The organism is Paenibacillus residui, assembly GCF_042677205.1.
GTDB lineage: Bacteria > Bacillota > Bacilli > Paenibacillales > NBRC-103111 > Paenibacillus_L > Paenibacillus_L residui.
In genome coordinates, this window is the sequence record NZ_JBHTIU010000100.1 from 1 (window position 1) to 26422 (window position 26422).

General features: G+C 52.3%; 25 protein-coding genes and 1 pseudogene. 4 read left to right on the plus strand and 22 right to left on the minus strand.

From position 1 onward, the window contains the following. Positions 1 to 350 precede the first annotated feature (350 nt). From ACFQ03_RS23390 to ACFQ03_RS23410, 5 genes are all read right to left on the minus strand, one after another. The gene (locus tag ACFQ03_RS23390; RefSeq protein WP_144935550.1) at positions 351 to 1208 is read right to left on the minus strand and encodes a purine-nucleoside phosphorylase; all 858 of its coding nucleotides are present in this window, start codon (positions 1206 to 1208) and stop codon (positions 351 to 353) included. A gap of 14 nt (positions 1209 to 1222) precedes the next feature. After that, positions 1223 to 2062, minus strand: a complete 840-nt coding sequence (locus tag ACFQ03_RS23395) for a purine-nucleoside phosphorylase (protein ID WP_379291336.1) — start codon at positions 2060 to 2062, stop codon at positions 1223 to 1225. 117 nt (positions 2063 to 2179) lie between these two features. Continuing rightward, positions 2180 to 3355: a phosphopentomutase gene (gene deoB, locus ACFQ03_RS23400; RefSeq protein ID WP_379291338.1), complete on the minus strand. Its 1176-nt coding sequence runs from the start codon at positions 3353 to 3355 to the stop codon at positions 2180 to 2182. A 42-nt stretch (positions 3356 to 3397) separates the two neighbouring features. Beyond that, positions 3398 to 4294, minus strand: coding sequence for a site-specific tyrosine recombinase XerD (xerD, locus tag ACFQ03_RS23405; protein WP_379291340.1), 897 nt, complete (start codon positions 4292 to 4294; stop codon positions 3398 to 3400). Positions 4295 to 4419: 125 nt separating this feature from the next. Further along, positions 4420 to 5883 (minus strand): arylsulfatase, encoded by a 1464-nt coding sequence (locus ACFQ03_RS23410; RefSeq protein ID WP_379291342.1) that lies wholly within the window; start codon positions 5881 to 5883, stop codon positions 4420 to 4422. 509 nt (positions 5884 to 6392) lie between these two features. Here ACFQ03_RS23410 and ACFQ03_RS23415 point away from each other — a divergent pair. Next, entirely contained in the window at positions 6393 to 7109 is a 717-nt protein-coding gene (locus ACFQ03_RS23415; RefSeq protein ID WP_225312806.1) for an MBL fold metallo-hydrolase, read from the plus strand. Positions 7110 to 7120: 11 nt separating this feature from the next. Here ACFQ03_RS23415 and ACFQ03_RS23420 read toward each other — a convergent pair whose 3' ends face one another. The 6 genes from ACFQ03_RS23420 to ACFQ03_RS23445 all read right to left on the minus strand — a co-directional run bounded on the left by ACFQ03_RS23420 (position 7121) and on the right by ACFQ03_RS23445 (position 12031). Continuing rightward, positions 7121 to 7354: a DUF4227 family protein gene (locus ACFQ03_RS23420; protein WP_379291345.1), complete on the minus strand. Its 234-nt coding sequence runs from the start codon at positions 7352 to 7354 to the stop codon at positions 7121 to 7123. 66 nt (positions 7355 to 7420) lie between these two features. Next, positions 7421 to 8536, minus strand: coding sequence for an alanine dehydrogenase (gene ald / locus ACFQ03_RS23425; protein ID WP_144935571.1), 1116 nt, complete (start codon positions 8534 to 8536; stop codon positions 7421 to 7423). Between the two features lie 408 nt (positions 8537 to 8944). After that, a complete protein-coding gene (fur, locus tag ACFQ03_RS23430) occupies positions 8945 to 9433 on the minus strand; it encodes a ferric iron uptake transcriptional regulator (protein ID WP_144935574.1) in 489 nt (162 codons plus the stop codon). 108 nt (positions 9434 to 9541) lie between these two features. Beyond that, positions 9542 to 10210 carry a stage II sporulation protein M gene (spoIIM, locus tag ACFQ03_RS23435; RefSeq protein WP_144935577.1) on the minus strand — a complete coding sequence of 223 codons (669 nt, stop codon included), beginning with the start codon at positions 10208 to 10210 and terminating at the stop codon, positions 9542 to 9544. Positions 10211 to 10298: 88 nt separating this feature from the next. Beyond that, a complete protein-coding gene (locus ACFQ03_RS23440; protein WP_150960515.1) occupies positions 10299 to 11474 on the minus strand; it encodes an endonuclease Q family protein in 1176 nt (391 codons plus the stop codon). After that, positions 11471 to 12031 carry an NUDIX hydrolase gene (locus tag ACFQ03_RS23445; protein WP_144935583.1) on the minus strand — a complete coding sequence of 187 codons (561 nt, stop codon included), beginning with the start codon at positions 12029 to 12031 and terminating at the stop codon, positions 11471 to 11473. The genes ACFQ03_RS23440 and ACFQ03_RS23445 overlap by 4 nt, the downstream gene beginning before the upstream one ends. A 146-nt stretch (positions 12032 to 12177) precedes the next feature. Here ACFQ03_RS23445 and mciZ point away from each other — a divergent pair. Then, positions 12178 to 12243: pseudogene (mciZ, locus tag ACFQ03_RS23450) on the plus strand (Z-ring formation inhibitor MciZ); the annotation flags it as partial. A gap of 58 nt (positions 12244 to 12301) precedes the next feature. Here the strand turns inward: mciZ and ACFQ03_RS23455 are convergent. From ACFQ03_RS23455 to ACFQ03_RS23465, 3 genes are all read right to left on the minus strand, one after another. Continuing rightward, on the minus strand, positions 12302 to 13675 hold the full coding sequence (locus tag ACFQ03_RS23455; protein WP_379291349.1) for a DUF3866 family protein: 1374 nt from the start codon (positions 13673 to 13675) through the stop codon (positions 12302 to 12304). 108 nt (positions 13676 to 13783) lie between these two features. After that, on the minus strand, positions 13784 to 15235 hold the full coding sequence (wsfD, locus tag ACFQ03_RS23460; RefSeq protein WP_379291351.1) for a glycan biosynthesis hexose transferase WsfD: 1452 nt from the start codon (positions 15233 to 15235) through the stop codon (positions 13784 to 13786). Between the two features lie 222 nt (positions 15236 to 15457). After that, the gene (locus ACFQ03_RS23465; protein WP_150960517.1) at positions 15458 to 16588 is read right to left on the minus strand and encodes a M20/M25/M40 family metallo-hydrolase; all 1131 of its coding nucleotides are present in this window, start codon (positions 16586 to 16588) and stop codon (positions 15458 to 15460) included. Positions 16589 to 16710: 122 nt separating this feature from the next. Between ACFQ03_RS23465 and prli42 the strand changes: the two genes are divergently transcribed. Next, positions 16711 to 16812 carry a stressosome-associated protein Prli42 gene (gene prli42 / locus ACFQ03_RS23470; RefSeq protein WP_150960518.1) on the plus strand — a complete coding sequence of 34 codons (102 nt, stop codon included), beginning with the start codon at positions 16711 to 16713 and terminating at the stop codon, positions 16810 to 16812. 31 nt (positions 16813 to 16843) lie between these two features. Here prli42 and ACFQ03_RS23475 read toward each other — a convergent pair whose 3' ends face one another. From ACFQ03_RS23475 to lpdA, 4 genes are all read right to left on the minus strand, one after another. Then, positions 16844 to 18166, minus strand: a complete 1323-nt coding sequence (locus ACFQ03_RS23475; protein WP_144935598.1) for a dihydrolipoamide acetyltransferase family protein — start codon at positions 18164 to 18166, stop codon at positions 16844 to 16846. 61 nt (positions 18167 to 18227) lie between these two features. Next, on the minus strand, positions 18228 to 19208 hold the full coding sequence (locus ACFQ03_RS23480) for an alpha-ketoacid dehydrogenase subunit beta (RefSeq protein WP_379291355.1): 981 nt from the start codon (positions 19206 to 19208) through the stop codon (positions 18228 to 18230). A gap of 17 nt (positions 19209 to 19225) precedes the next feature. Then, entirely contained in the window at positions 19226 to 20227 is a 1002-nt protein-coding gene (locus ACFQ03_RS23485; protein WP_379291357.1) for a thiamine pyrophosphate-dependent dehydrogenase E1 component subunit alpha, read from the minus strand. Positions 20228 to 20539: 312 nt separating this feature from the next. Beyond that, the gene (gene lpdA / locus ACFQ03_RS23490; protein ID WP_144935608.1) at positions 20540 to 21961 is read right to left on the minus strand and encodes a dihydrolipoyl dehydrogenase; all 1422 of its coding nucleotides are present in this window, start codon (positions 21959 to 21961) and stop codon (positions 20540 to 20542) included. Between the two features lie 357 nt (positions 21962 to 22318). On the opposite strand from lpdA, the gene ACFQ03_RS23495 reads away from it, so the two are divergent. Next, positions 22319 to 22588, plus strand: a complete 270-nt coding sequence (locus tag ACFQ03_RS23495) for a DUF2627 domain-containing protein (RefSeq protein WP_144935611.1) — start codon at positions 22319 to 22321, stop codon at positions 22586 to 22588. A 2-nt stretch (positions 22589 to 22590) separates the two neighbouring features. On the opposite strand, the gene ACFQ03_RS23500 is transcribed toward ACFQ03_RS23495, so the two are convergent. From ACFQ03_RS23500 to spo0A, 4 genes are all read right to left on the minus strand, one after another. Beyond that, a complete protein-coding gene (locus tag ACFQ03_RS23500) occupies positions 22591 to 23475 on the minus strand; it encodes a hypothetical protein (RefSeq protein WP_379291360.1) in 885 nt (294 codons plus the stop codon). Further along, a complete protein-coding gene (locus tag ACFQ03_RS23505; RefSeq protein WP_379291362.1) occupies positions 23469 to 24149 on the minus strand; it encodes a glycosyltransferase family 2 protein in 681 nt (226 codons plus the stop codon). Before ACFQ03_RS23505 ends, ACFQ03_RS23500 begins: the two co-directional genes overlap by 7 nt. After that, positions 24146 to 25177 (minus strand): putative cytokinetic ring protein SteA, encoded by a 1032-nt coding sequence (gene steA, locus ACFQ03_RS23510; protein ID WP_379291364.1) that lies wholly within the window; start codon positions 25175 to 25177, stop codon positions 24146 to 24148. Before steA ends, ACFQ03_RS23505 begins: the two co-directional genes overlap by 4 nt. 376 nt (positions 25178 to 25553) lie before the next feature. After that, the gene (gene spo0A / locus ACFQ03_RS23515; RefSeq protein WP_144935621.1) at positions 25554 to 26357 is read right to left on the minus strand and encodes a sporulation transcription factor Spo0A; all 804 of its coding nucleotides are present in this window, start codon (positions 26355 to 26357) and stop codon (positions 25554 to 25556) included. Positions 26358 to 26422 lie beyond the last annotated feature (65 nt).

Sequence of the window (26422 nt, forward strand, 5' to 3'; positions counted from 1 at the left end):
GGAATTGGCGTTTGGTTTGCTTCTGAAGCTCTGACTGCGAAATCCATTTCCGATGCTCCGAATAGTAGTTCTTTGCGAGCTCTAAGCACATATTCCACACCTGGGCAGATTCGCGATTACAGGCATATAGTCGTTCGACATCTCGTTTCGAGGCATGGAAACGTACAATTTGAGCTCGAATCATGGAAAACCTACCTTTCCGGAACGTTCGTTCTATATCATCAGTATACCATACATTTGCATCAAAGTGATTAGAACAAACACATGCTCTTCCCAGCGAAAATTTTCGGGAAAGGCGTCATTCATCTCCCACCTGCTTCGCTGAGGAAGGAGACTTCTGACGCAAGTTGTTAAAGAGGCAGCTCCCGCAAGAAAGCACGAATTAAAGACTGAAATGCCGGCTTGGCGCGATTGGCTGTTTCGACAACCTGCTCATGGGTTAATTCCTCCAGTTCCTCGCCAATAGCCATGTCCGTTATACAGGATATACCCAGCACCTTAAGTCCGCAGTGCCGTGCGGCAATGACTTCCCCTACCGTGGACATCCCTATGGCGTCTCCTCCCAGGCGGGCAAGCATCGTTAATTCCGCTGGAGTCATATAGGACGGGCCGCTGATTCCGCAGTAGACTCCTTCCTGCAGCCGTGAAGGAGAGGCGCTCTCTCCCAGCCCCATTTCTTCGCCCAAACGGCGTACCAATTGTCTGTATCCGCGGTCATAGGCCTCCGACATATCGGGGAATCGGGGTCCCCATCCGGAGTCATTCGGGCCAATCAACGGATTCGTTCCGGTCATGTTGATATGATCGCTTATCACCATTAAATCGCCCGGCTTGAACGTCCGGTTCATTCCTCCAGCCGCATTGGTCATCACTAAAGAACGGACTCCAAGAGCTTTCATTACATAGACGGGAAAAACTACTTTCTTCATGGTATAGCCCTCATAATAATGGAGCCTTCCCTGCATAACGATCACCGGCTTGCCTTCCAGCAGCCCCGCCACGAATTGCCCTTCATGGCCTTCCACGGTAGAAACCGGGAAGTGCGGGAGCTGACGGTAAGGGATGCTCACCGCCTCGGTGACTTGTTCCGCGAGGTCTCCGAGTCCCGAACCCAGCACCAGCCCGATCTGCGGGGTTCTTCCCTGCAAAAGATTGCGCAAGCTCTCCGCCGCTTCCCGAACCTCATTCCAATACTGGACTGTCTGCATATTCCCTTCCTCCCTTAATTCAGCTTGGATAGCAAAGTCCGCATCAAATCGATAAATTTGGAACGGACTCTATTGGCTGTGGCGACTACCTCGTCATGCGATAGCGGCTGATCCAGCATTCCCGCCGCCATATTAGTAATGCACGACACCCCGAATACCTCCATGCCGGAATGACGGGCGGCGATTACTTCAGGTACGGTGGACATTCCGGCGGCGTCTCCGCCCAGTTTCCTGAGCATTCTGACCTCTGCAGGAGTTTCATAGGTGGGGCCGGTCATCCCTACATAGACCCCTTCCCTCACTTCCAGCCCCAGTTCAGAAGCGGCTTGTCTTGCCAGCTCCAGCAGCCGGCGGCTGTACCCTTCCGACATGTCGGGGAAACGGGGGCCAAGTCGGCCGTCATTCGGTCCGATCAGCGGGTTTCGGAACATGAAATTGATATGGTCGCGAATAAGCATGAAGTCTCCCACCCGGTAATCAGGGTTGATTCCTCCGGCGGAATTCGTCACCAGTAACGTGCGGACACCGAGTGCTTTCATCACTCTGACCGGGAGCGTAACCGCTTCTCCGTCATACCCCTCATACAGATGAAACCGCCCCTTCATCATAACGAGAGGGCGTCCGTCCAGAGTTCCGACTATAAGCTCGCCGGCATGCCCTTCGACCGTAGAAAGCGGAAAATGAGGAATATCCCGATAGGGAAGAACGGCGGGCCGTTCTACGGAATCGGCCAGCACCCCGAGCCCCGAGCCGAGAATAAGGCCGACCGACGGGGTAATGGCAATCCGTTGGCGTATCCATTGAGCCGCCTCCTCTATTTTGGCGTATGTGGAGGCTTGTTCTTCATGTGTCATTTGCCTGGCTCCTTTCTCCCATGTTATTAATCCGGTGTAGTGCTTCAGATAAATCCAAGCGGCAGCGTATGCTGCCGTTAGCTACTTTCAAGATTTCGAGGCTATTTCTCCGCTTTATCAAATTAATTGGGACAGAAAGCTGGTTCCGTTCTCTCTCCATTCCACACCGAAGTTATCGGCAATCGTGGCCCCCAAATCGGCAAAGGTCGATCTTATCCCCAATGATACCGGGGATTGCAGTGAAGGACTCCAGACGAGAAGCGGGACGTATTCCCGGGTATGATCGGTCCCGGGATGATAAGGATCATTTCCGTGATCGGCCGTGAGAATCAGTAAATCCTTGCTCCCGATTCCCTGCATCAAGCCGGGAAGGCTCCGGTCAAATTCCATCAGGGCCTTCGCGTAGCCTTCCGGATCGCGTCTATGCCCGTACAAGGAATCGAAGTCGACCAAGTTGGTAAACAGCAGCCCCCGATAAGGGCTTTTGAGTCGGTCCGCCGTCTTCTGGATACCGTCCGCATTGCTTGTTGTGCGGATGGCTTCGGTGACCCCTTCTCCAGAGTAAATATCGTTGATTTTGCCCACAGCAATGCAATCCAGCCCTGCGTCCTTGAGCTTGTTCATGACCGTAGGAGCCGGCGGCTTGACGGCATAATCGTGACGATTGGCCGTACGCGTAAAATTGCCGGACGATCCGACATACGGACGCGCGATGACGCGGCCGACGGCGTACTCGTCCCGCAGAGTCAATTCCCGGGCAATCTCGCAGGCCCGGTACAATTCCTCCAGCGGAATTACCTCTTCATGGGCAGCCAGTTGAAATACGCTGTCCGCCGAAGTATAGACGATCCAGGCCCCGGTTCGCATCTGCTCCTCGCCGAGCTCTTGAAGGATTTCCGTTCCGGAGGCCGGTTTGTTGCCGATCACCTTGCGGCCGGTTCTGTTCTCGAATTCCTCTATCAGCTCCGGTGGAAACCCGTCCGGATAAGTTTTGAAAGGAATGGTCACCTTGAGCCCCATCAATTCCCAATGGCCGGTCATCGTGTCTTTGCCGACGGAGACCTCCGCCATTTTTCCGTAATAGGCTGCGGGATCCGGAACGGAAGGAACCTTGGCAAGCGGCGCAATATTGCCAAGCCCCAAGCGCTTCATGTTCGGCAAATCGAAAAAGTCCACCCTCCCGGCAATATGACCGAGGGTATCGGCACCCTCGTCTCCAAAGCGTGCGGCGTCGGGAAGCTCTCCGATCCCTACGCTGTCGAGCACAATCAGACAAATCCGTTCATACTTCATCCCTGTTCTCTCACTCCTTGTCATCGTGAATCGATAGATACCCTACCATTTCGCCCGGGGATGGGTTCGGTCGTACACTTCCTTCATGCGTGTCCGCGAGACATGGGTATAAATCTGGGTCGTCGAAATATCCGCATGACCCAGCATTTCCTGAACGGCCCGCAAATCGGCTCCGTTGTCCAGCAGATGGGTCGCAAAGGAATGACGCAGCGTATGCGGGGTGATCTCCTTCGTTATATTCGCCTCGCGTGCATATTGCTTAATAATTTTCCAGAATCCCTGGCGTGTCATTCCGGTGCCTCTCTGGTTGAGGAACAAGGCGTCCTCCGGCCGGTCCGGCTTAGCAAGCTGCGGCCTGGCAGACTCCAAGTAACGGTTAAGCCACTCGGTGGCGAGACGCCCAACGGGAATAATCCTCTCCTTGGAGCCTTTGCCTATGCAGCGAACGAACCCCATGCCCGGGTTGACGCTCCCCATATCCAACGAAATCAGCTCGCTTACGCGAATACCGGTGGCATAGAGCAATTCCAGCATCGCCTTATCCCGGATGCCGGCCGCCTTGGAGCATTGGGGCGTATCCAGAAGCCTCTCGACTTCTTCCTGTGACAAAATTTTCGGCAGCTTCTTCTCCTGCCGGGGGGAATCCATATTCGCGGAGGGATCCTTCGCGATCATCCGCTCCTGCAGCAGGAACCGGTGAAAGGAGCGAATCGAAACCATCGTTCTGGACACCGTCGAGGCTGCTTTGCCCTGCTTTCGCAAGTGAAGAAGATATCCCTGTACATCCGTCGGCGCCAGGCTGTCTAAGGAATGTACGCCCGATTCCTTCAAATAGTCAATATATTGGCTTAAATCCCGTTCATAGGCTTCCAGCGTGTTGGAGGAGAGCCCCCGTTCCACGGAGAGAAAATAGATATAAGACTGCAAATAAGACTTCATGGATGACTTAAACTCCCTCCCTGAAAATAGTATGAGCTTTTCCCAAGAGGACTACCCTGTCATGACCCATCCTATACCCCTAGCGGGAAAACTAAACGTCGGCCCAAAACGGAAACTGCCGGTCATTAGGACCGCGCCACACTCGACAGGCAGCTTACCGGCCGGATCCCTGTCTGCAGCCGGGTTCCGTCGCTATATCCTTCCTCACGGCCTGCCAATTCCTTAGCCAGCTTCGCACGCCACGCGCTCAGTTCGTCGGCATATTCCGGCCGGCCTGCAAGATTGACAAGCTCCTGGGGGTCTTCGGTTAAATCAAACAACTGCTCCTCTCCGGTTTGCGAATACCAGATGTACTTCCGGCGGCCGTCGGTTAACCAGTGGTTCGACCACTTGCCCGCGGAATGCTCCCCGTGAAGTTGATTGCGCCATTGAACATCCTTGTCGCCCCGCGCTAGCGGAAGGACACTGCTTCCTTCCACCGTATCCGGAATCGGCAGGTCTGCGCAATCCAGCAGCGTCGGCATTATATCCCTCAGCTCGATGACGTCCCTAACCTCGCTTCCCTTACGGAGCCCTAGCAGGTTTCCGGGATCGGCCAGCAGGAACGGCACGTTCGCGCTGCCCTCATAAGGAAGCGATTTTCGGAACAAGTGATGATCTCCCAGCATTTCTCCATGATCGGAAGTAAATAACACAATTGTATTATTCATCACTCCGAATTCAATCATGGTCTGGAAGAAACGGCCCAATTGGGCATCTATATGAGTGATTAGGGCATAGTAAGCGGCTCTTGCCCGCCTTAAGCGTTCCTTGGGAACATTCCCGCGAGAGGTTACCGGGTCCAGCCCGTTCCGTTCCAAATCCTCGGTATCCGCCCAATCTCCACAAGGAGGCTCGGGAAGCGCCAGGTCCTTATACAGGTCTAAATATGACTGAGGCGGGTCGAACGGCGGATGCGGACGGACGAACGACATCTTCAGGAAGAAGGGTTTCCGCGGATCCCTGCGCCTCAGAAAATCTATGGATTGCGTAACGACCCAATTGGTCGGGTGCCATGCCTCCGGCAAGTGCCAAGGTCTGGCCATTGTGGACGAATTGCAATCGAGGCCGATGTCTGTCAGATCCGCCTCCGTTCCTGCCCGCTGCCTTAACCACGGCAAATAGTCATCGCATGCGTCGAACGATTCCGCTACCGTATTGGCATGGCGATAACGGTTATGATGCAAGTAACCGTCATGCAGAATTACATTATGAAAACCGCACAAATTGCGGGTTGGATAGACATGCATCTTTCCGACACATTGGGTATGATATCCTGCCGCGGCCAATTCGCCGGGCAGCATGCGCTCGTAATCCCAAGGTACCTTATCCTGGTACCCTACCCTTCCATGGGAACGTTGGCTCATGCCCGTTAATACGGCTGCCCGCGCCGGTATGCAGCTTGGCGTTGCCGTGTATGCCCGGCGGAATAACACTCCGTTCCTTGCCAACTGATCCAGATTAGGGGTTTCCACTACAGGATGATTCAGGACACTCAGGCAATCTCCACGCATTTGATCCACCATGATCAGAAGAATATTCGGTTTCATCGCTTCCATCCCTTCGTCGGCATTTCCAGTCCACCCGGCGGTCTCATCGCTTCTATTAAAGCGTATTCGCCTCACGAACAAATGGCGTTCATGTCACTGGATATGTGCAGGAGGCAAACATTCCATAAACGGAGTTCATCAGATTACCCGAATGTCGGCCTATTTGTAAAATTCGCCATTAGCCCGGCGTTTCCTGCTTACCGTATAAGCAGAAAAAACATCCGAAGGGTGCGATACCGCATTTTTCTTCGGATTCTATGCATACAAAAAAGGAACTCTCTCCGCCCAAAAATAGTCTGGAAATCGTCCCCGCTTATGTTATTATTCAATTGTCGGCAATACTTGCCGCCTTCTTTTTATAAACGAAATTAACTATTTATATCGGGACAAGGACGGTGTGATTTACTATGAAAATTCACGTTCTCGGCACCGCCGCGGCGGAAGGATTCCCTAACCCTCATTGCCGCTGTGAGCCTTGCGAAAGAGCCAGAAAACTTGGAGGCCGAAATATGCGATCACGCAGTTCGGTCATTGTTGATGATATCATCAAGATCGATTATCCGGCGGATTCTCTGTTCCATGCATGGCGGGACCAAATCGATTACGGAAAAATCGAGCATCTGCTGTTTACGCATACCCATTACGACCATTTCTTCCCCGAAGATTTGTATAACCGGGTCGAAGGGTATTCTCATGGCTGCGCTTCCCCTCTACATATTTATGGAAATGATGCCGCTATCTCCCAAACTTATAAAGCGGTTCCAGCGCGTTCGGAACGGTATGCCTTTCACCGACTGCTTCCTTTCCAAACGGTTGCCCTGGGCTCCTTCCGCGCAACGGCTTTGCTGGCTGATCACAATCCGCTGGAGACCTGTTATTTGTATTATATCGAAAAAGACGGAAAAGCCCTGCTGCATGGCCATGACACAGGCTGGTTTCCGGAAGAAACCTGGAGCTGGCTGGAGGGCAAAAAAATCAATATGGCTCTCCTGGACTGTACGAACGGACAGCTGACCACAGACAAGCGGGAAAGAAATCATATGAACGTAGAGACTGTGCGGGAAGTGAAGCGCCGGCTTCGGGAGGGCGGCCAAATCGATGACCAATCCCAGTTGTTTGCCACCCACTTCTCCCATAACTGCGGCTTGCATCATGAGGATTTGGTTCGTATTTTCGCGCCGGACGGGATTCAAGTCGCCTACGACGGCATGGTTGTCCAAATCTGATCCGACTTACGCTACTGGCCATACCAATAGAACATTCTGAGCCTGTCGATCATCCCGTCAGGCTCTTCGGCCAGCCTGCCGGGTTGGAACACTTTCACGGCCCTGCCTCCCGGCTCTTTGTACCGGTCGGCGGGCTGAATCCATTCGGAAATAACCGCCAGCAACAGATACATCAAATAAGTAAGGACGATAAATGTAACAAGAAACTTAAATCTTTGCACCCATTTCCGGACAGACAAGATCATGACTATTCCTCCATCCCTTCCTGTTATGGATAAAGTATGATCTTGTCCGTCTATGTATGCCTGGGGCTACAGCAATTCGGACAGTTTCCGGTAAGGGAGTGCCACTGCTTCGGCAACCGCCGGATGCGTGACCGCTCCTCCATATGTATTGACCCCGAGAGCAAGCGCCGGATTAACCTGTACAGCTTCCTTCAATCCTTTGCCCGCCAATAGCTGGGCGTAGGGAAGAGTAACGTTGGTTAATGCCAATGTAGAGGTGCGGGGTACGGCCCCAGGAATGTTGGGCACCGCATAGTGAACAACACCGTGCTTCAAATAGGTTGGCTCGCTGTGGGTGGTTGCATGGTCAATGGTTGCGATCGTTCCTCCCTGATCGATGGCGACATCCACAATGACGGCTCCCGGCTTCATCGTCCGAACCATCTCCTCCGTTACCAGCTTCGGCGCCTTCGCCCCCGGAATCAGCACGGCCCCGATCAGCAAATCGGCATGCCGGACGGCCTCCGCGATATTGTACGAATTCGACATAAGCGTATGCAGCCGCCCCCCGAATACATCATCCAAATAACGCATTCTATCCGGGCTGTTCTCCAGAACCGTTACGTTGGCCCCCATACCGACGGCGATCTTGGCGGCATTCGTCCCGACAACACCGCCTCCAAGAATGATGACATCCGCCGGAGGCACCCCGGGAACCCCTCCCAGCAATATTCCCCTTCCCCCATGGAATTTCTCCAGAAACCGTGCCCCCAGCTGCACTGCCATCCGGCCGGCAACCTCGCTCATCGGCGTCAATAAAGGCAGGCTTCCGTTAGGCATTTGGATCGTCTCATAGGCAATGGCAGTTACTCCGCTATCCGTCAGATGATTAGCCAGTTCCCCGGCGGCCGCTAAATGAAGATAAGTGAACAGGATCAACCCGCTGCGAAAATAACAATATTCGGAGGGAAGCGGCTCTTTGACTTTCATAATCATTTCGGAGCGGCCCCATACTTCAGCCGCATCCTTCCCTATGGAGGCACCGGCCTGAATATATTCCTCATCCATGAACCCGCTGCCGCTGCCCGCGCCCCTCTCGATGAGCACCTGATGTCCTTGCCCGGCAAGCACTGAGGCTCCTGCAGGCGTCAATGCGACCCTATACTCGTTATCTTTAATTTCTTTGGGAACACCTATGATCATTCAAATAAGCTCCTTTCCATCGATTCGATAATCCTTGTTCTATTCTTTCCGGAGAAGCCGTTCTACCATCCGTCCCTCCGAACAGCAACAAAAAAAGCTTCTATGAGAAGCCTTTACTTAGATGTTAATATCCGTTGTAACACTTCGTAAGTAGAGTAAGGCCACAGAAGCTGATTCCGGGTACTAGTCAGGGCCCGGCTATTTATGCCCATCGCATTTTTTTCAACTCAATGCTTTAAATTGTCCACATGTGGTAAAAAAAGCTTCTAACGGAGCCTCTTCGAAGACGAATAACCCGGTTTTAGAGGTAACTTTTTATGCCAATTAGAAAGTTGTTCCATTTTAATGCTTTAATAAACTTAAAACTTTCTAATGTGGTAAAAAAACACTCCTACAGCACATTCAGGCTTAAGAGTGTTTAATTCTACTTTTAACCGGGGCAGCGGCTTGTTCCTTCTCCTTACCGATACACCGATGGCAGATTCCTTGGAAGTCGAGACGATGATCCAACACCTTAAACGAAAATTCCTTCTCGAGTCTTTCTTCCAGCGGTCCCAGCCAATCCTCCATGATCTCATCCACCGCGCCGCATTGAACACATATTAAATGATGATGATGGTGGTGCGAGCTGTCGTTACGCAAATCATAACGGGCTACACCGTCACCGAAGTTCATTTTCTCCAAGACATGAAGCTCGCTTAACAATTCCAATGTCCGATATACCGTAGCCAAACCGATATCCGGATATTTATCCTTGACCAGCATGAACACATCTTCGGCGCTCAGATGATCTTCTTCATTCTCCAACAAAACGCGAACGGTCGCTTCTCGCTGGGGAGTTAATTTATAACCTTGAGATTGAAGCTGCTGTTTAATCTTCTCGATCCGCGTTTCCATTCTCCTCCCCCTTACCAAACTGCCAGCAGTCGAAAGGCATACCGACATTTATTTTCATTATAGGGGGATTATAACGATAAAGTCAAACCTTTTGCACGGACGAGCAGCCTACAGGAGAGAGACCGGCATTTCGGGCAATCCTGCCAGGGCCAGGAGATACGGAGTAACCCACTTCATAATGACCGGGCTGACATACGCCTCGAACAAGGAGACAACGACCACAATCAGGGCCAAGGTCAGAATGGTCGTCGAATATTTTACAAATATAGGATATATGCTGCCCGAGCGCTGGATGAACCGGTTTTTGACCAGATGAATCGAGAAGCTGATCGCCGCTACACTGGCTGTCAGAATGACGGGGATAAGCACCAAGTTCTGAGGCGCGATGGAAGCTAGAGCGAACAGCATCCCTTTCCACGAAAATTGGCCGACCATAAAACCGACGCTGAAGCCGATCAGCACCCCTTTAATAAAATCGAGGGCGAAAATAAGCGGCAGCCCGATGACGGACAAACCGAATATCCAGATAATGCCCACCCATTTCAAATTAAGCGACAGGGCCTGCAGGAAAGAATGCTTGCCGCTGAAATCGCCTTCCGCCCCTTGGTCAATTGTATGGAAGAAATGTCCCAAATGCCGCGCGATTTCCTGCTTCTGCTCCAGCGTCAAAGCTTGGACCAAGACGGCCCCGAACACCACTCCGGTAACAAATAGCATAGCAACGAAGACATATAACGATAACTGATCCTTCGAATACATGCGCAAATCCTTCGGCATGCGGCTTCCTCCTCTTGTCCCATTAATTCACCTTATGAGACAAGATAGAAGATTATTCTATGTTTTCGAAGGAGAGGGTTGGAGATTGCTAGGATCGGACAACCTTCCCGTAATGGCCCCCGCCTCCTACCTCCACAGGCAGAACCCCTTCTCTGGCCTGCATAATGTAACGGGCTATTTCCCCGCCAACGACTGCTTCCAGCGATTCCTCCGTAGCCTGATGAAGGATATTCATCTCCGATCCGAACCGGTTCAGGAGCTGATTCAGCTTGGACGGACCGAGTCCGGGAATGAATTCCAGAGGGACCTGGAAGAAATAAGGCGGTCTGGTGCCGGCTTCAGGCGCTCTTTCGCGGTCCGAGATTTCCATGATCCGATCCAGAACCCCGCGCACAATTTTACGGCTGCCGCAGCAGGTGCAGCGGTCTACTGCGGAATCCCGATCATCGAGGATGGTATCGCACTGCGAACAGAAGGTTCGATGATATTTCCCCAGCCGCGGGTTCAAACCGTAATTTGCGGTGATGGCTCTTCCTTCGCAGCCGGATAATGCCCGCACCAATTCCTCGAAGGAAGGCTCTTTCATCGCCATTTGGTTATATTCACGGCCAATTTTCCCTAAGGAGTGGGCGTCGGAATTCGTAACGAAGGACAAGGAATCCAGTTCGGAAATCGTGCCGGCCATCTCCGTATCCGAGCTTAATCCAAGCTCTACCGCGGCCAGCGATTCCAGATCCAGCAGATCGGAAATGCGGGAGGAGCAGCTTCCATACACACTCTTGTGCGGAGTGAAAATATGGGCTGGGATGACGATGCCGCCGCGTGCCGTTACTTCCTGCTGCAGCACCCGGGCGGGAACATAGATGCGCTGGGAGCTGAGCTCCACATTCTTCATATGGAGGCGCAGCCATTCTGTAAACCGGCGCATATCGTCCAAGGTAGGCAGATAAACGAGCAGATGGGCAGGCCCCATCCCCGGATCGCGCACTTCGATTTCGCTGCCCAGAATGACGGTCGTGTCGTGATAGCGGATACCGCCCCCGGGCAGCTCCGTCATTTCCCCTTTATCCAAATAGAAATCAATTTCTTCCTGTACGGAAGGCGATTGACAATCTATGATGCCGATCATCTCTATTCCCTTGCGTTCGGCCGCTTCCTTGGCAATGTTGTAAAAAGTAAGATTGCGGGCAGCGCTGATCTTGACCGGGCTGCCCTTCTCAGTCCGGCCTATATGAATGTGCAAATCGACGTAATACCGGTTCATAGAAAGTCTCCCGTCAGCCGGTAAATCTGCCACGCATAGACGGCGGCTATCGTCTTGGCATCGCTTATACGGCCCTCGGCTATATATTGCTTGGCCTGTTCAAAGGTGAGGGCCGTGCAATCGAGAAATTCGTCCTCATCAAGGTTCGCCTGCCCGGGTGTTAGCTGCTCCGCGAAGAACAAATGCAGGAGCTCGTCCGCGAAACCAGGCGAAGTATAGAAGGAGCTGATAGGCCGCATTGAACCGCAGCGATAGCCGGTCTCCTCCTCCAATTCACGCTTCGCCGCTTCGCTCGGCTCTTCGCCGGGGTCCAGCTTCCCTGCCGGAATTTCCACCTGACTTCTGCCGAGAGGCTTGCGATACTGCTCGACAACCAGCATTTTATCGTCTACCAAGGCCAGCACACAGACCGCCCCCGGATGGCGGACAATTTCCCTTGTCGCCGTTTCCCCGTTCGGCAGCCTCACCCGGTCCACCTGCAGGGAAATGACCTTTCCGTCAAAAATTTTCTCGGTTTCCAGTGTCACTTCAGCGTATTTATCATTAGCATTTGTCATGGTTTCCTTCTCCCTAAAAATAGATTTGATGCTAAAGTTCCTCCGGAGTGAATCATGGTCATCCGCCGACAATATCGCGAATAACTTGTCCCGGAGATCCATATCTTTTAATTATAACATGATCTTAGCAGGAAAGAGGGGCTTCCATGAAAAGTTATAGAGCTGCTAACCAGTTCAGATTGGTCGGAAAAGCCTGGGAAATCCGCCATTATTTAAACCGGATAAGCCACAACGGAGGACAAATGGAGGTAGCCGAATGGCTGGCCGGCCCTAGCCGCCATTCGGCAAACGGTAATGCGGGTATCTCCACAGACGCCAGCCGGTTTCGGCAGCGGCGGCCACGGCAAGGAAGAAGGCACGGTCTTCATTCCATCCCCTGCCCATCGTCCGAATAGGCTCCGGATAAGAGCGAATCGCTTCCGCGACTTGTTCGGAGCTGTTCCCGCCGACCCAAATCAAGTCATGCTTTCGGGCGCATCCTGATTCTTCGGCTTGCCGCACGATTTGCTCCTTCTCCCACGGCTGCAAATCATCCGGCAATGGCAGGATGGCCCGATGCGAGGCTACCTTGGCCAAAGTCGTCAGCACATGATGACTCAGTCCCCGATGGCGTACCCGTTCATCGGCAAAGCTGACCCTCGGAATAACGATCGGCCGGCCCCCGAGCGCTGCTGCTGCGTTAACAATCTCCCCAGCCTCTATTCCGCTGAAGCCATAGACCGTACCCGTTCCGGCTATGCCGGGTCCCATCGTGACAATGATCAGATCGGCCCTCAGAACATGTTTGGCCGCCAGGAGCGCCGTATATTTATTAACCGCTTCCAGATCTCCTCCGACTGCATGGCCATATGTAACGGTTCCAGCCAGGAATCCGCACTCGCCGAGGATGGAAGCATGCCTGCTGAAGGCCAGCGGAAGAGCTCCCCCATCGGTCATGACATAGACAATTCGCGGCATCCGTTCGGTGCATTCGGCCGCTGCCAATGTCCGGAGCCAGCAGACCGCAACGGGGAGCATGCTGTGAAGCTCTCCTATCAATACCGGAGTCCCTTCCAGGCTTCGCTCCTCCGTAAATAATGAATGATGCTCGCTATCAGGCTCCTCGACGGATTTCACGACAGTCTGAACGGGAGTATAACGCCATTTCATGATATGTCCGTGCTGCTGCCTATCAATCTTAGTATCTGAAGCGGATTCCGCTCTATTCGAGTTCAGCGGGATTACTCCCGTTTCCGCACAAATTACGGCTTCCGCTGCACCTGAGGTTTTCGCGGCTTTGACAGCTTCAGCAGCCCACTCGTCGCAGGCTTCGATCCGCAGCGAAGCCCCGCGCCCCCAGATCGCCTCTTCGTCCTCCACACATCGGATAGGAATTTTGCTAGTCCGGATATCCTCTGTCGGACGCTTCAGCTGACCTTGGCGGAGCACGGCAGCCACGAAATCGATGCCTCCGGAGCCAAGCCCCAGGCCGATCGCTGTGCGGTTAAGCAGTACGGTATCTCCCGGGGCCGCCGCTGGGTACAGATCCGTATAGACGACGGCCTTGGTCAGAGTCCGCGGCCCCGACAGCCGAACCCACACCTCCTGATAGCCGTTCCGTCGTTCCCGCTCTTTGACCACCGTCCCCCATTCCCACTCGACCATCCCCATCCCCCCACATGGCTTCTACCGTATATGTATGTCGTTAATGCTGTCCGCATAACGCCATTGGGGAAGATCGTGCCGCACTCCCGCTTGCATCAATATTTTCCTCTATCTTACATTCGGTGAAAGAAGCTGCTGCAGTCTTCTGTGCCGCCTCACCATGAAATGAACCACCCAGACGACTCCGGAGACGAACAGCATGTCGAAGCATACGTTAAACAAAAACAAATGCTTCGCCAAGTCCGCTTCCCCGTCGCCAATGACCGGCACAATAAACTGGATGACGCCAATTAAGGCAATGGTCATCAGCAGCTCCATATACATTCTTGCAGCCGGCCGTTTCGTTTCCAAATACGACTTGACCCAAACCAGAATAAAGGCGCCATAGAAGGCGATAAGAAACCACAGCTGATTGGGAAGCAGATGTTCCTTGAATTTGCTCCACAAAGTATAGGTATGGGACAATGCGCCCGGAGCCTTGTGCTCGCTAAGCTCATAATTGCCCAAATAGGAAGGTTTAATGGCAAATGCCTGGGTCGCGGTAATTTTCAGCTTTTCCCAATAACGGACCGGATGTTTCAGATAGAACAAAGCAATTTTGGAATGTCCTATCTTCTCATCCAACTCTTGTTCAAACTCGGGAGATTTAATATTAATAGGCAAATCGGGAATAAAGTAGTTCGTCCCCGCCAGGACGGCCCATTCCGGATTCAGCCCGAGCTCCTCCAAATCCTTATGCGGATTTGGAGAATCCTTCAATATTCCGTAGAAAACGGTTTGGTACTTATTAATGATCTTGATGCTGCTGCCGTGCGATAGGAATACGATGGCCGAGGTAAGGATAATGAGCACAGAACCGACCATCGCCGTATACTTCCATTTCCTTCCTTCCCCCCATTTCCACAAGCGGAGACTCAGCAGAAACAGTACGATCCCGATCGGCGCATTCTGGACCTTCGCGCTGATCGCGAAAACGGCAGAGACGTAAAAGCCCGCCAGCAAACCGATCGAGGGACGTTCACGCAAGGTTAGCGCGGCGCCGAAGGCAAACGTCAGCAGAAGGAACAGCATCGATACCGGCTCTCCGAATAAGGAATTGAAATAAGCGGCATATGCCCCGTCTGCAAAAACAAGCACGAGCAGGACAGCGAGAACCCAACGGGGCCAGGCCGAGATCGCCCGATGTTCTTTAACAATCCGGTAAAGAGCAGCCATCAGGATCAGGCTGTACAGTCCGGAGAGCACCCGAATATCATACCAATCCGCCTGAAACCATTGTTGGACCCAAGCGGTCAGCTTGACCAGAAGCGCTTGGGAGGACAAATAACCGCCCACAGCGGTTAACGCGTCGTCGACAAAGGCATATTTGCTGAAAAAATAGGAAAAGTATTTATCCGCCTGCTCCACAGGCACATAAGCCAACCCCGCCGAATTCATAATTCTCTCGAAATCCCCGTTGTTCGCCATTCCGACCAGCGGCTTTACCATTAGCAAATAGGCCAAAATCAGAGCAGTAAAAACAACAACCAGCCATTCCGGTTTCCACAGCTTAAGCTTCATACCCGTCTCCTTCTAAATCGTGAAAAATATTTCGAATTATTTCTATCTTACCCCGGATAGAAGAGTTCAAAACCTGCAGTCCCCGGCAATTTCAGCCCCTCTCTCAACAAAGAAAGCTCCTATGTGAAAAATAAAAACTCTTGAACCATTCGGGTCCAAGAGTTAAGAAGTTGAAATCTATTTAATTAGGTTGGCGGGCAATTAATTCTCCGTCATGCTTGATTAAGAGCGCATCGTTTCCTGCACAATGGCTATTACCAGCTCAGCGGTGGCCGCCAGTTCGCGCACCGGCATTTGCTCGGAGGTGGTGTGGATATGCTCATAGCCTACGGCCAGATTGACGGTAGGAATTCCCATGCCGTTAAAAATGTTGGCGTCACTGCCCCCGCCGGTATGGAACGTTGCCGGAGTCCGGCCAATCGCCTTCGCCGCCCTCATGGCCAAGCTGACTACCGGGGTATTCTCATCATATTTAAAAGAGGGGTAAATCAGCTCGCTGTGAAACTCCACCTTGGCGCCCATTTCCTCGGCTGCGGCATAGCAGGAGCTGCGCATCGCTTCCACCTGCCGCTCCAGCTTCTCTTGAACGAGACTGCGCGCCTCCGCCTCCAGCTTCACTTGATCGCACACAATGTTCGTCTGTCCGCTGCCCATGAAGCTGCCGATATTGGCTGTCGTTTCAGAATCTATCCGGCCCAGGGGCATCTTGGAAACGGCACGGCTGGCTACGGTAATCGCACTGATTCCATCCTCGGGATTGACCCCGGCATGAGCGGATTTCCCTTCGAATGTGATCGAAATTTTGGCTTGCGACGGCGCGGCGACCGCAATTTGACCCACTTCACCGTTGGAGTCGAGCGCATAGCCGAACTCAGCCTCCATCAGCTTCGGATCCATGGCGCGGGCACCGTTCAGCCCGGATTCCTCGCCGACGGTAATGACGAACTGGATGCGTCCGTGAGCGATCTTCTGCTCCTGAAGCACACGAATCGCTTCCAGCATGGCGGCAATTCCGGCTTTATCGTCACTGCCGAGAATCGTCGTTCCATCGCTGCGGATGTAGCCGTCTTCGTCCAGCCTCGGCTTAATATCATTTCCCGGAACGACGGTATCCATATGCGAGGTGAAGAAGATGACGGGAGCTTGTTCTCCTCCCTCCGTAGCTTCCAGATTACAGATCAGATTCCCGGCCCCATGCCCGGAACGCGACGCCGAATCATCCTCCAGCACATGCAGTCCCAGGGCTGAAAATTTCTGCTTCAGTACCCGGCATATTTCCTGCTCTTGGCCGGATTCGCTGTTTACCTGAACGAGCTCCATAAATTCTTCGATCAATCGGTTTTGTTGAATCATCGACTTTCCTCCATCCGGATTAGTAGGGTACAATAAGGAGTGAAGCTTTAAGAGGCTTGTCCTTCCGGCTTCCTCATGATCCGATACATAACTTTCCTAACAAATAGAGGAGTGACTTTCCTATGAAAAAGAACAAATTGTGGTTCCGCATCGTCATTTACATCATGCTTGCCAGCATGCTGCTCTCCACACTGCTGTTCAGCTTCGCGTTTATATTCCAGTAAGGCCTGACAGCCTTGCTTGGTACCTTACGCTCTAGTAAATATTCGTGTCGGCATTGTAGCCTTCCAGATTTTCCCTTACCCTTTGCAGGAATCGGCCGCAGATGACCCCGTCCAGAATCCGGTGATCCAGGGAGAGACACAGATTAACCATGGAGCGGACAGCGATCATGTCCTGAATGACAACCGGCTTCTTGACGATCGATTCGAAGGTAAGGATAGCCGCCTGCGGGTAATTGATAATCGGATAGGATAGGATCGACCCGAAGGAACCGGTGTTGTTAACGGTGAAGGTTCCCCCCTGCATATCATCTAGCCCAAGCTTGCCTGCCCGCGCCTTTTTCGTCAATTGGTCGATTTCCCGCGCCAAGCCGGCTATATTTTTTTGGTCCGCATTTTTGATGACCGGTGTGACCACCATGTCCTCCGTACCTACAGCCAAGGAAAGATTGATATCTTTCTTGACAATAATTTTGTCGACGCCCCAGACCGAATTCATAATCGGATAATCGCGGATGGCACTGACGACCGCCTTCAGTAAAAAGGCCAGATAGGTCAGGTTGATGCCTTCTTTCCGCCGGAATTCTTCCTTCCACTTGTTGCGGAGCACGACCAGATTGGTGACATCCACCTCAATCATCGTCCAGGCATGCGGAATTTCCGATACGCTCTGCCGAGTCCGGCTGGCAATAGTATGCCGAATGGGAGTCACGTCGATATAGTGATCCCCTGTACCCGCCTGCTGGGGATCCTCCAGCTTCACCCAGGAGATCGGCGGATCCTGGGACAGATGCAGCCCGGTGGTGCGCACCGGAACCTGGGGAGCCGGCGGATTCACCGCATCTGCCTTCGATTTGGCTTGGGCTCCCGGCAGCGGCGCCTCTTCCCGCTTGCTCGCATAGGCCAGAACGTCCTTCCGTGTAATCCGGCCGCCCAGCCCGGTACCCTCCACCTCATCCAAATTAATGTTATTCTCCGCCGCTATTTTCAATACGGCAGGCGAATAACGGGAACGCAGCCCGGACTCGGCCTCTTCAGGCTTAACCCGCTCTCCGCTTGATACGGACGGTTTGCTGTCTGCCGACTCCATCTCTGCATCCTTCTCCAGACGAACGATACAGAGCACATCCCCGACATCCGCGGTTTCCCCTTCCTTCACCCGAATTTCGGTTATCGTTCCTTCAACGGTCGACGGCATCTCCACGTTTACTTTTTCGGTCATCAATTCGCATAACACTTCGTATTGCTGAATATAATCTCCAGGCTGCTTGAGCCATTTGCTAACTGTAGCCGATACGAGCGTTTCGGCCAGGTGGGGAACGGTGACTTCAACTTCCCGCCCTTTGGTTTGATTCATTCATTCATCCTCCTAAGGATCCTTTCTCTCCGGATTTCATCTTCATATTTCGCCAGGAGCTTTAAATAGCGGCCAGTTGCCTCATCGCTTCCTTAAGCTTCTCCGGATTCAGCAGAAAATTCTTCTCCAGCGTAGGGCTCATGCCGACTGCCGGAACATCGGGGCCGCACAGTCTCATAATAGGAGCATCCAGGTCATAAAACATCTCTTCGGAAATAATCGCCGACACTTCGGCTCCCACCCCGCCGGTCTTGTTATCTTCATGAACGATAAGTACCTTGCCGGTCTTAGCCGCCGCCTCCAGAATCGCCTCGTTATCGAGCGGCTGCAGGGTCCGCAGATCCAATACATGAGTGCTGATTCCTTCCTCTTCGAGCTCCTCCGCAGCCTTCAAAGCATAATGAACCGTCATTCCGTAGGTGATGACCGTGATGTCCGTCCCCTGCCTCTTGACATCCGCCTTACCGATCGGCACGATATAATCTTCATCCGGCACTTCCCCGGAAATAAGCAGATAGCATTTTTTATGTTCAAAATACAGGACCGGGTCTTCATCTCTGACCGCCGCTTTCAGCAATCCCTTCGCATCATATGGCGTGGACGGAGCCACCAGTTTCAATCCTGGTGTGCCGAAAAATACCGATTCCGGGCATTGGGAATGATAGAGTCCGCCGCCCCCCGTTGCGCCGTAAGGAGCCCGGATGACAACCGGGCAAGTCCAATCCCCGTTGGAACGGTAATGAATTTTGGCCGCCTCGCTGATGATTTGATTCGTAGCCGGGAAGATAAAATCCGCGAACTGCATTTCGGCAATCGGTCTCATTCCGTACATAGCGGCACCTATAGCGACCCCCGCTATCGCCGATTCGGCCAGCGGGGTATCCAGCACCCGTTCCTCACCATATACATCCCGCAAGTGCTTGGTCGCATTATTGACCCCGCCTTTGCCAACGTCTTCCCCAAGAACGAAAACTTGATCATCCCTTTGCATTTCTTCCTGCATCGCGGAACGAATTGCTTCCAAATATGTGATCACTGCCACCCGGTAGTCCTCCTTGTTTAAGGTTGTGCGTAAACGTGAAGCATCAAATCTTCGGGCTCGGGATAAGGCTGGCGATCGGCATAATCGGTCGCCTCGTTCACTTCCCGCTGCACCGCTTCATGAAGCTCACGGTCCTTGTCCTCCGTCCAGATTCCGCAATCGGTCAAATATTGCTTGAATTTCGGCAAGCCGTCGTGCTTCCAGTGCTGCTCCACCTCTTCTTTGGTCCGGTAAAGCATGTCATTATCGGAGGTTGAGTGAGGGGACAAGCGATACATGACCGCCTCGACCAATGTGGGACCTTCCCCGTGGAGCGCCCGTTCACGGGCTTCCTTAATGACGCGGTAAACTTCGAGCACATCGTTGCCGTCCACCCGGACACCGGGAAATCCGTATCCGATAGCCCGGTCCACCACTTGCCCGGCGACTTGCTTCTCCAGCGGTATCGATATGGCATATTGATTGTTCTCGCACATAAGAATGACCGGCAGATTATGCACTCCCGCGAAGTTGCAGCCTTCATGAAAATCTCCCTGATTGCTGGATCCTTCACCGAAGGTGGCGAAGGATACGAACGGCTTGCGGTTCATCTTGGCGGCCAGAGCAATGCCAACCGCATGAGGCACCTGTGTCGTTACAGGGCTCGATCCGGTCACGATACGGAGTTTCTTATGGCCGAAATGCCCGGGCATTTGCCGGCCCCCGCTATTCGGATCTTCCGCCTTGGCAAATACCGAAAGCATCAATTCCTTCATGGTCATTCCGACACTTAACACAAAGGCGTAATCCCGATAATACGGCAGAAAATAATCCTCTTCCCGGTTCAGGGCAAAGGCCGATCCAACCTGGGCAGCCTCCTGGCCTATCCCGGAAACATGGAACTGAATTTTGCCCGCTCGTTGCAGAAGCAAGCACCGCTCGTCGAATTTCCGCGCTCTCACCATATTTCGATACATTTCTATGACCTGCTGATCGGATAAGCCCAAGGAACGGTGTTTGGTCAGTTGTCCGATAGACATGGAGCGAAACCTCCTTTTTTTGAAAAGCTGGTTAAATCCTCTAGGTCTTGAAAACATGCAGCTTGCTCGAATCGGGACAATTGGCTACTCATTTCCATCGATTAAGTGCATAGTCTAAAGTCTGATCAACTTCGTGCCTGAAATAAGTTGTTTCCAATCGTTGTAATCTCTTATCGGTCTTCAAACTTCCTATAATCATTATTACCAGGTTTCTCACAAAATTATTACCTGGTCTTAAGACTTAACTTTAGTATATCATACTATATTCAGCCAGGTCTATGAATAGTTCCAGTTTCTCGGATGCAATCCCAATTACAATCCGATGGCCCGGCCGTCAACGGCCAGCATCGCTTCGCCCAAAATTTCCGAAAGTGTGGGATGAGGATGCACCGCCAAGGATACTTCCCATGGAGCAGCGTCCAGAAGCTGAGCCAATGAAGCCTCGGCAATGTATTCGGTTACCCTCGGCCCGATCATATGAACTCCCAGGAGGTCGTTGGTCTTGCGGTCGGCGATAACCTTGACAAACCCTTCGCTGTCTCCGTGAATCAACGCCTTGCCGATCGCTTTGAATGGAATTTTGCCGACCTTGACATCATACCCCTGCTCCCTGGCCTGCGCCTCGGTCCATCCGGTGCTGGCCGCTTCAGTCCGGGTATAAATACAGCGGGGAATCCGGTGGTCGGGCAGTCGGTTCGGCTCCAGGCCCGCTATATGATCCACAGCCGCTATCGCTTCATGAGTGGCCGCATGGGCAAGCTGCAGTCCTCCAATGACATCCCCTATAGCATAGATGTGAGGTTCCGCCGTCTGCAGATGCTTGTTGACTTTAATTACCCCGCGCTCCACACGGATGTCGGTATTCTCCAGTCCAATATTCTCCACATTCGCCTGTCTGCCGACGCTAACAATGATCTTGTCGGCTGTCAGCTCAATTGAGCTTCCGTTATGTACAGCTTCAATACGGACTGTGCCGGCTTCCTTGACCATAGTATCAGGAAGCACCTTAGCCCCGGTATAAAGCTTGATCCCTCTTCTCGCCAGGATTCTTGCCATTTCCTTCGAAATCTCATCGTCCTCCATCGGAAGAATCCGCTCTGCGAATTCAACCAAGGTCACGCTAACCCCGAAATCGTTAAGCATGGAAGCCCACTCCACACCGATCACTCCGCCCCCCACAATGAGAACGGAAGAAGGAAGCTCTTCCAATCCGAGCGCCTCATCACTGGTTAAGACGGTCTCCCCGTCCACCTCGAGGCCGTCAAGAGTTTTCGGTCTGGAGCCCGTAGCAATGATAAGATGCTGGGGAACAATCGTCTCCATCTCTCCGTCTGCCTTCTCAACGGCAATAGAGCCGCTTCTGGGGGAGAAAATAGAAGGCCCGATGATGCGGCCGTTCCCGGAAACGACATCGATTTTGTTTTTCTTCATCAAATATTGAACGCCTTGATGCAGCTGTTCGACCACCTTCTGTTTGCGCTCCAGCACCTTGGAATAATTTAGAGCCAAGGAAGAGACGCTAATCCCATAGTCTTCACTCTGCTTCATCTCGGCATAGAGCTCTGCGCTTCTCAGCAGCGACTTGCTGGGAATGCATCCCCGGTGAAGGCAGGTTCCCCCCAGCTTGTCCCTTTCTATTACGACAACCTTCTTGCCCAATTGGGCCGCACGGATGGCGGCTGCGTATCCTCCTGTACCGCCCCCAAGCACAGCTATATCATATTGGTTGGACATCCTCTTACCCCCTGATATATTGACAGGCTCGCCTGCTATAATAATTAATTACTGATCCATTAAACGTTTTGAGCCGGAATGAATAGACGGCTGCATCATTTATTGTACTCTTTTTATCTGCCATAAATATAGTATTTGTGCGAAAAACTTCTCTAACGGTACCACAAGAGCTCGCAAGCCCCCGATACGATGAAAAGTTAACCAAACGGCACAGAGGCGTTATTTTCCTATAATTCGGACAAGCTTGTCTACATAGCGAAAGAATATCGGAAAATATTATCATAGAGTCGAATTAGACACATTCGCCCATTCCTTGTATGATAAAGAGAAATAGATCAATTGGATGGAGAATACAAGATGAGCGACAAAAATCCAAGCTCCGCTTCCCGAATGATCGCGGCACTGTTGTTGGTCATACCGGGAATTGGAGCAACCTATGGCTTCCTGCTAATGAAAAATACGATCTTTGAGCAATTTGATCCGCAGGTTTCTTTTGCCTGGGGGAAATTTTTACTGGGACTGCTTTTATTTATAGTCGGGGTAGGCTTTATTGCCGGCTGGATTTTCTTCCGGGATCAGAAAAGAAACTACGTGGCTCCCCGCTTCAAGAAAAAGCGGACCCGCTAACACTATTCTTGAGTTCTGCCCCACCGGTCCATCCGCGAGAGCCAGCGAATGCCGGCAATAAGCTCCGTAATCGAGCGGCGCTCTGCGAAGCGGTGTAGCAAAGCCAGGAGGAGGACGACGCATATGGTCAGCCAGACCGGGGAAACTGCGAACCATAGACTGCCTGCGGCGAACCCTAGTAGATTGGCCCCCGTATCGCCGATCATCAGCTCCCCCCGCAGATCCCGGGGAAATAGCATAAACGCACCGACCCACAGCGGGAACATATAAACGGCGATACCCGGCGCTTTCCCGGCTGCGGCCGCTACACCGATCAGCATTAGCGATATGACGGTAAACGCCTTTAGCGCTCTGCCGGGGCGTACGTCCATAAGATTAATGGTATTGGTCATAAGCGGGATCAGCAGAACCCCCAGCATTCCCCGCAGCTCCATTCCTGCCGTCATGAAAGAAATCCATACCGCCATAGCTAAAGCAACTAGAGCTTTAGCCGTCCCCGAGGTAACGATTCCATCCCGGATTAACGTGTTCCAATGACCTTTGAGACCCTTTATTTCCGCATCCCCCCACCGGTCATCCCACCAGCCGGTCAACCCTACCGCCGTGAGTGCGATCAGATAAACGGGATACGAGAAGGGGATTCCGCCCTGCACAAGTGCACTTCTGAGCGGTTCCCGAAGCCAGTCGACGGAAGCTGCGGCTTCCATTATCCAACCATAGCCGATAGCCAATAGAAGCAAATAAATTCCGAGACCGGTCGGTATCGCTTTGCCGGTATAATTTTCCCTGACCAGCCCTTGAGCCGTCAATAAACGGAGAGTCGGAGGAAGAAGCAAATAAGCGGAAGCTATGAATAAGACTGTAAACAAAATAGCCCAAGCTAGCATACCGGCTTCCTCCATTTACTCCATAATGTTCGCCCTACTTCAGCGAATTGCTTGCCCCGGTGCATCCATCCCGCTGCATCATTGCCCGTCAGCCTGTGCCGGAACGGAATTCCCACCTCTACGATTCTGAAGCCCAGCACAGCGGCATCAATGGTCAGCCCCACTTCAACACCGAATCCGTCGGATAAAGTAATCTTCTCCAGCACCTGCTTGCGAACGGCTCTTTGGCCGGATAATGGCGCTTGGCATCGGAAGCCGCTCAGCGCCATAATCCCATAGCGCGCAAGCAGCTTGACCAAGCCCAATCCTCCCCGCTTCTTGGCGGGAGCAAAGCAGGCCACCGCCATATCCGCCGTATCCTCCAATACAGGTCTTAGCAATAAGCCTGCGTGTTCGGCGCTTTCTTGCAAATCCGCATCCAGAAATAGGAAAATCTCTCCTGAAGCCGCTTCAATCCCTGAATGAAGCGCCCTGCCTTTCCCGAGATTGAGGGGCAGACGAATCAGCCGCGTGCATAAAGGTTCCGCCTCCACCGCCGTCCGGTCCGTACTTCCGTCGTCCACGACGATGATTTCGGCGCCGATTTCTTCAACCAGAAGCTGCAGCGCCTGTAAAGTTGCGGCAATCGTCCGTTCCTCGTTCCAGGCCGGAATAATGATGGAGACAGCCTTCATTGCAGGGCTCCCGCGATTATCGATCGGGTTAACCGGCTATATCCTTTGGCATCGATCAGCTTGTCCCCCAGCATCATCCGCACCAACAGCGAGCTGCCCATTCCCTTCCGTCCTTTGCCCAGGAAATCCAATATCCCCGTATGGGTGCCGACGGCGACGATTTTGTCGGCTCCTTGTTCATAAGCAAGCAGTAAAGCAGCATCCTCACTTGTCCCCCGGCATTTCCAAACCTGGGCGGACAGTCCGTATAATGCGGTTTTCTGCAAACCGGGGGCTCTTCCATCCGTATAAGCATGGACGACGATTTCAGCGCCACAGCAGAGGGCCCTGTCGCTCACGCTGTCCATATCCCCGATAATGATGTTTGGTGTATATCCGCAGTGGAGCAAGGCGTCGGCCCCTCCGTCCACTCCTATCAAGATCGGTCGGGAGGCGGCAATGTATGGTTCAAGCGCCTCCAAATCATCTTCGTGATGGGGACCGCGAATGACTGCAAGCACCTCTTTCCCTTGCAGGGATGTCCGCAAGCGAAGCGGCTTCCCCGGCTCAAACAGCCATTCTTTGTCCATATCGGCAAAGATTAATGAGTTGGTAACAAATTGGTAGCAAAGGTCGGGGTAGTCGTTGAGTGAGCGTACATAAGCCTCCCTTAAGCCGTCTTCATTGAGCTTGCGGCAAGGGATCAGGAAATCGTCCGTGCGAATCATCGGTCCCGTTATACAGACCTCTTGCCCATCATTAAACCGGTCATACTGCTGCGGGCTGATTTCATACATTGGAATGCCTGCCTGGAGCAGTACATTCGCTCCTCCAGCGGGAAAGTCGCCGGTAATAAATTTGCCCGCATTAATGACGGCCGACACCCCGGCCCTCGCTATAGTTTCAGCCGTCGTCACATCCAGATTGGAATGCTGCAATAAGGCAATCATTCCTTGCTTAAGGAAAGGAAGAAGAGTCTTGGTCCTTCGTCCCGCTTTTATTCTGCCTTTAATGACGATGCCTGCCGTATCCTCCGCAACTACTGCCAATGTCAAGCACTCCGTTCCGTATTGATTTGCTTCTCTTTAGTGTTGCCTATCCGGCGCAAACCATTCTTGGTAACGAAGCCCCGATTGGAAAAACACCCGGCCGGGAGTGTAGATTTTAAAAAAAGCTCTTAACGGAGCCTATTCGAAGATGAATGAAAGTTGTTCCATTTTAATGCTTTAATGAACTTAAACTTTCTAATGTGGTAAAAAAAGCAGAGTCCGGATTCGTACCGGCTCTGCCTTAGGTTGTATAATTTTCAAACAAAACGGGTTTATATGATTCACTGGACAACCCGATGATTCTCAGCCGTCCTTCGACTGAGCAGCATAGCTTCCGTTTAGGCAATCAGGGATTTCCGGAATCCTGCTCTTGCTTTCACGACACCTTATGCTCAATACGCAGCTTGTCCGCCACCATTGCGATAAATTCGCTGTTGGTCGGCTTAGCTTTGCTGATGTTGATCGTATAACCGAACAAGTGCGAGATGGAATCGATATTGCCGCGCGTCCAGGCTACTTCAATAGCATGGCGAATGGCTCTCTCCACCCGGCTCGGAGTCGTCTTATACCTCTCCGCAATGGCCGGGTATAATGTCTTGGTAATGGCGCCCAAAATTTCGATGTTGTTGTAGACCATCGTTATCGCTTCGCGCAAATATTGATAGCCCTTAATGTGGGCAGGTACTCCGATTTCATGGATAATGCTTGTAATATTGGCATCCAGATTGCGGCCCTTCGTCATTGGAACAACATTGCTCTTCGAAGAAGAAGCGGCAGTGGAAGTGACCGAGTTCTGGTTATTGGCGACGAGCTGCCGGATACGGCTGGTCAGCACTTCCATGTCAAACGGCTTCAAAATATAATAAGAAGCACCGAGCTGTACAGCTTTCTGCGTGATGGTCTCCTGCCCGAATGCGGTCAGCATTATAATTTTCGGTTGAGGCGACAAATTCATCTCGCGCAGCTTCTCCAGCACGCCCAAACCGTCCAGATGCGGCATTATAATGTCCAGGATCAGAATGTCCGGAACCTTGTCCTGCTGTTCAATCAAACGAAGAACCTCATTTCCGTTATAAGCAACGCCAGTAACTTCCATATCCTCTTGGTTATCAATAAACTCCGAAAGCAAGTTTGTAAATTCCCGGTTGTCATCCGCTAACAGCACTTCGATCTTTTGCAAGCTATTATCCTCCTTATGAACTGGAATGAGAGCTTCTTACCTTAAACCATTTCGACATCTGAATT

What these genes read in the sequence shown, in the direction of transcription:
- ACFQ03_RS23440 (WP_150960515.1), bottom strand. Translation starts at nt 11,474, where the DNA reads ATGAACCGGTATTACGTCGATTTGCACATTCATATAGGCCGGACTGAG.
- deoB (WP_379291338.1), bottom strand. Translation starts at nt 3,355, where the DNA reads ATGAAGTATGAACGGATTTGTCTGATTGTGCTCGACAGCGTAGGGATC.
- ACFQ03_RS23410 (WP_379291342.1), bottom strand. Translation starts at nt 5,883, where the DNA reads ATGAAACCGAATATTCTTCTGATCATGGTGGATCAAATGCGTGGAGAT.
- ACFQ03_RS23415 (WP_225312806.1), top strand. Translation starts at nt 6,393, where the DNA reads ATGCGATCACGCAGTTCGGTCATTGTTGATGATATCATCAAGATCGAT.
- ACFQ03_RS23495 (WP_144935611.1), top strand. Translation starts at nt 22,319, where the DNA reads ATGAGCGACAAAAATCCAAGCTCCGCTTCCCGAATGATCGCGGCACTG.
- lpdA (WP_144935608.1), bottom strand. Translation starts at nt 21,961, where the DNA reads ATGTCCAACCAATATGATATAGCTGTGCTTGGGGGCGGTACAGGAGGA.
- ACFQ03_RS23390 (WP_144935550.1), bottom strand. Translation starts at nt 1,208, where the DNA reads ATGCAGACAGTCCAGTATTGGAATGAGGTTCGGGAAGCGGCGGAGAGC.
- ald (WP_144935571.1), bottom strand. Translation starts at nt 8,536, where the DNA reads ATGATCATAGGTGTTCCCAAAGAAATTAAAGATAACGAGTATAGGGTC.
- ACFQ03_RS23505 (WP_379291362.1), bottom strand. Translation starts at nt 24,149, where the DNA reads ATGAAGGCTGTCTCCATCATTATTCCGGCCTGGAACGAGGAACGGACG.
- ACFQ03_RS23455 (WP_379291349.1), bottom strand. Translation starts at nt 13,675, where the DNA reads ATGGTCGAGTGGGAATGGGGGACGGTGGTCAAAGAGCGGGAACGACGG.
- ACFQ03_RS23420 (WP_379291345.1), bottom strand. Translation starts at nt 7,354, where the DNA reads ATGATCTTGTCTGTCCGGAAATGGGTGCAAAGATTTAAGTTTCTTGTT.
- ACFQ03_RS23485 (WP_379291357.1), bottom strand. Translation starts at nt 20,227, where the DNA reads ATGTCTATCGGACAACTGACCAAACACCGTTCCTTGGGCTTATCCGAT.
- ACFQ03_RS23395 (WP_379291336.1), bottom strand. Translation starts at nt 2,062, where the DNA reads ATGACACATGAAGAACAAGCCTCCACATACGCCAAAATAGAGGAGGCG.
- prli42 (WP_150960518.1), top strand. Translation starts at nt 16,711, where the DNA reads ATGAAAAAGAACAAATTGTGGTTCCGCATCGTCATTTACATCATGCTT.
- ACFQ03_RS23500 (WP_379291360.1), bottom strand. Translation starts at nt 23,475, where the DNA reads ATGCTAGCTTGGGCTATTTTGTTTACAGTCTTATTCATAGCTTCCGCT.
- xerD (WP_379291340.1), bottom strand. Translation starts at nt 4,294, where the DNA reads ATGAAGTCTTATTTGCAGTCTTATATCTATTTTCTCTCCGTGGAACGG.
- fur (WP_144935574.1), bottom strand. Translation starts at nt 9,433, where the DNA reads ATGGAAACGCGGATCGAGAAGATTAAACAGCAGCTTCAATCTCAAGGT.
- ACFQ03_RS23475 (WP_144935598.1), bottom strand. Translation starts at nt 18,166, where the DNA reads ATGAATCAAACCAAAGGGCGGGAAGTTGAAGTCACCGTTCCCCACCTG.
- wsfD (WP_379291351.1), bottom strand. Translation starts at nt 15,235, where the DNA reads ATGAAGCTTAAGCTGTGGAAACCGGAATGGCTGGTTGTTGTTTTTACT.
- ACFQ03_RS23465 (WP_150960517.1), bottom strand. Translation starts at nt 16,588, where the DNA reads ATGATTCAACAAAACCGATTGATCGAAGAATTTATGGAGCTCGTTCAG.
- spoIIM (WP_144935577.1), bottom strand. Translation starts at nt 10,210, where the DNA reads ATGCCGAAGGATTTGCGCATGTATTCGAAGGATCAGTTATCGTTATAT.
- ACFQ03_RS23445 (WP_144935583.1), bottom strand. Translation starts at nt 12,031, where the DNA reads ATGACAAATGCTAATGATAAATACGCTGAAGTGACACTGGAAACCGAG.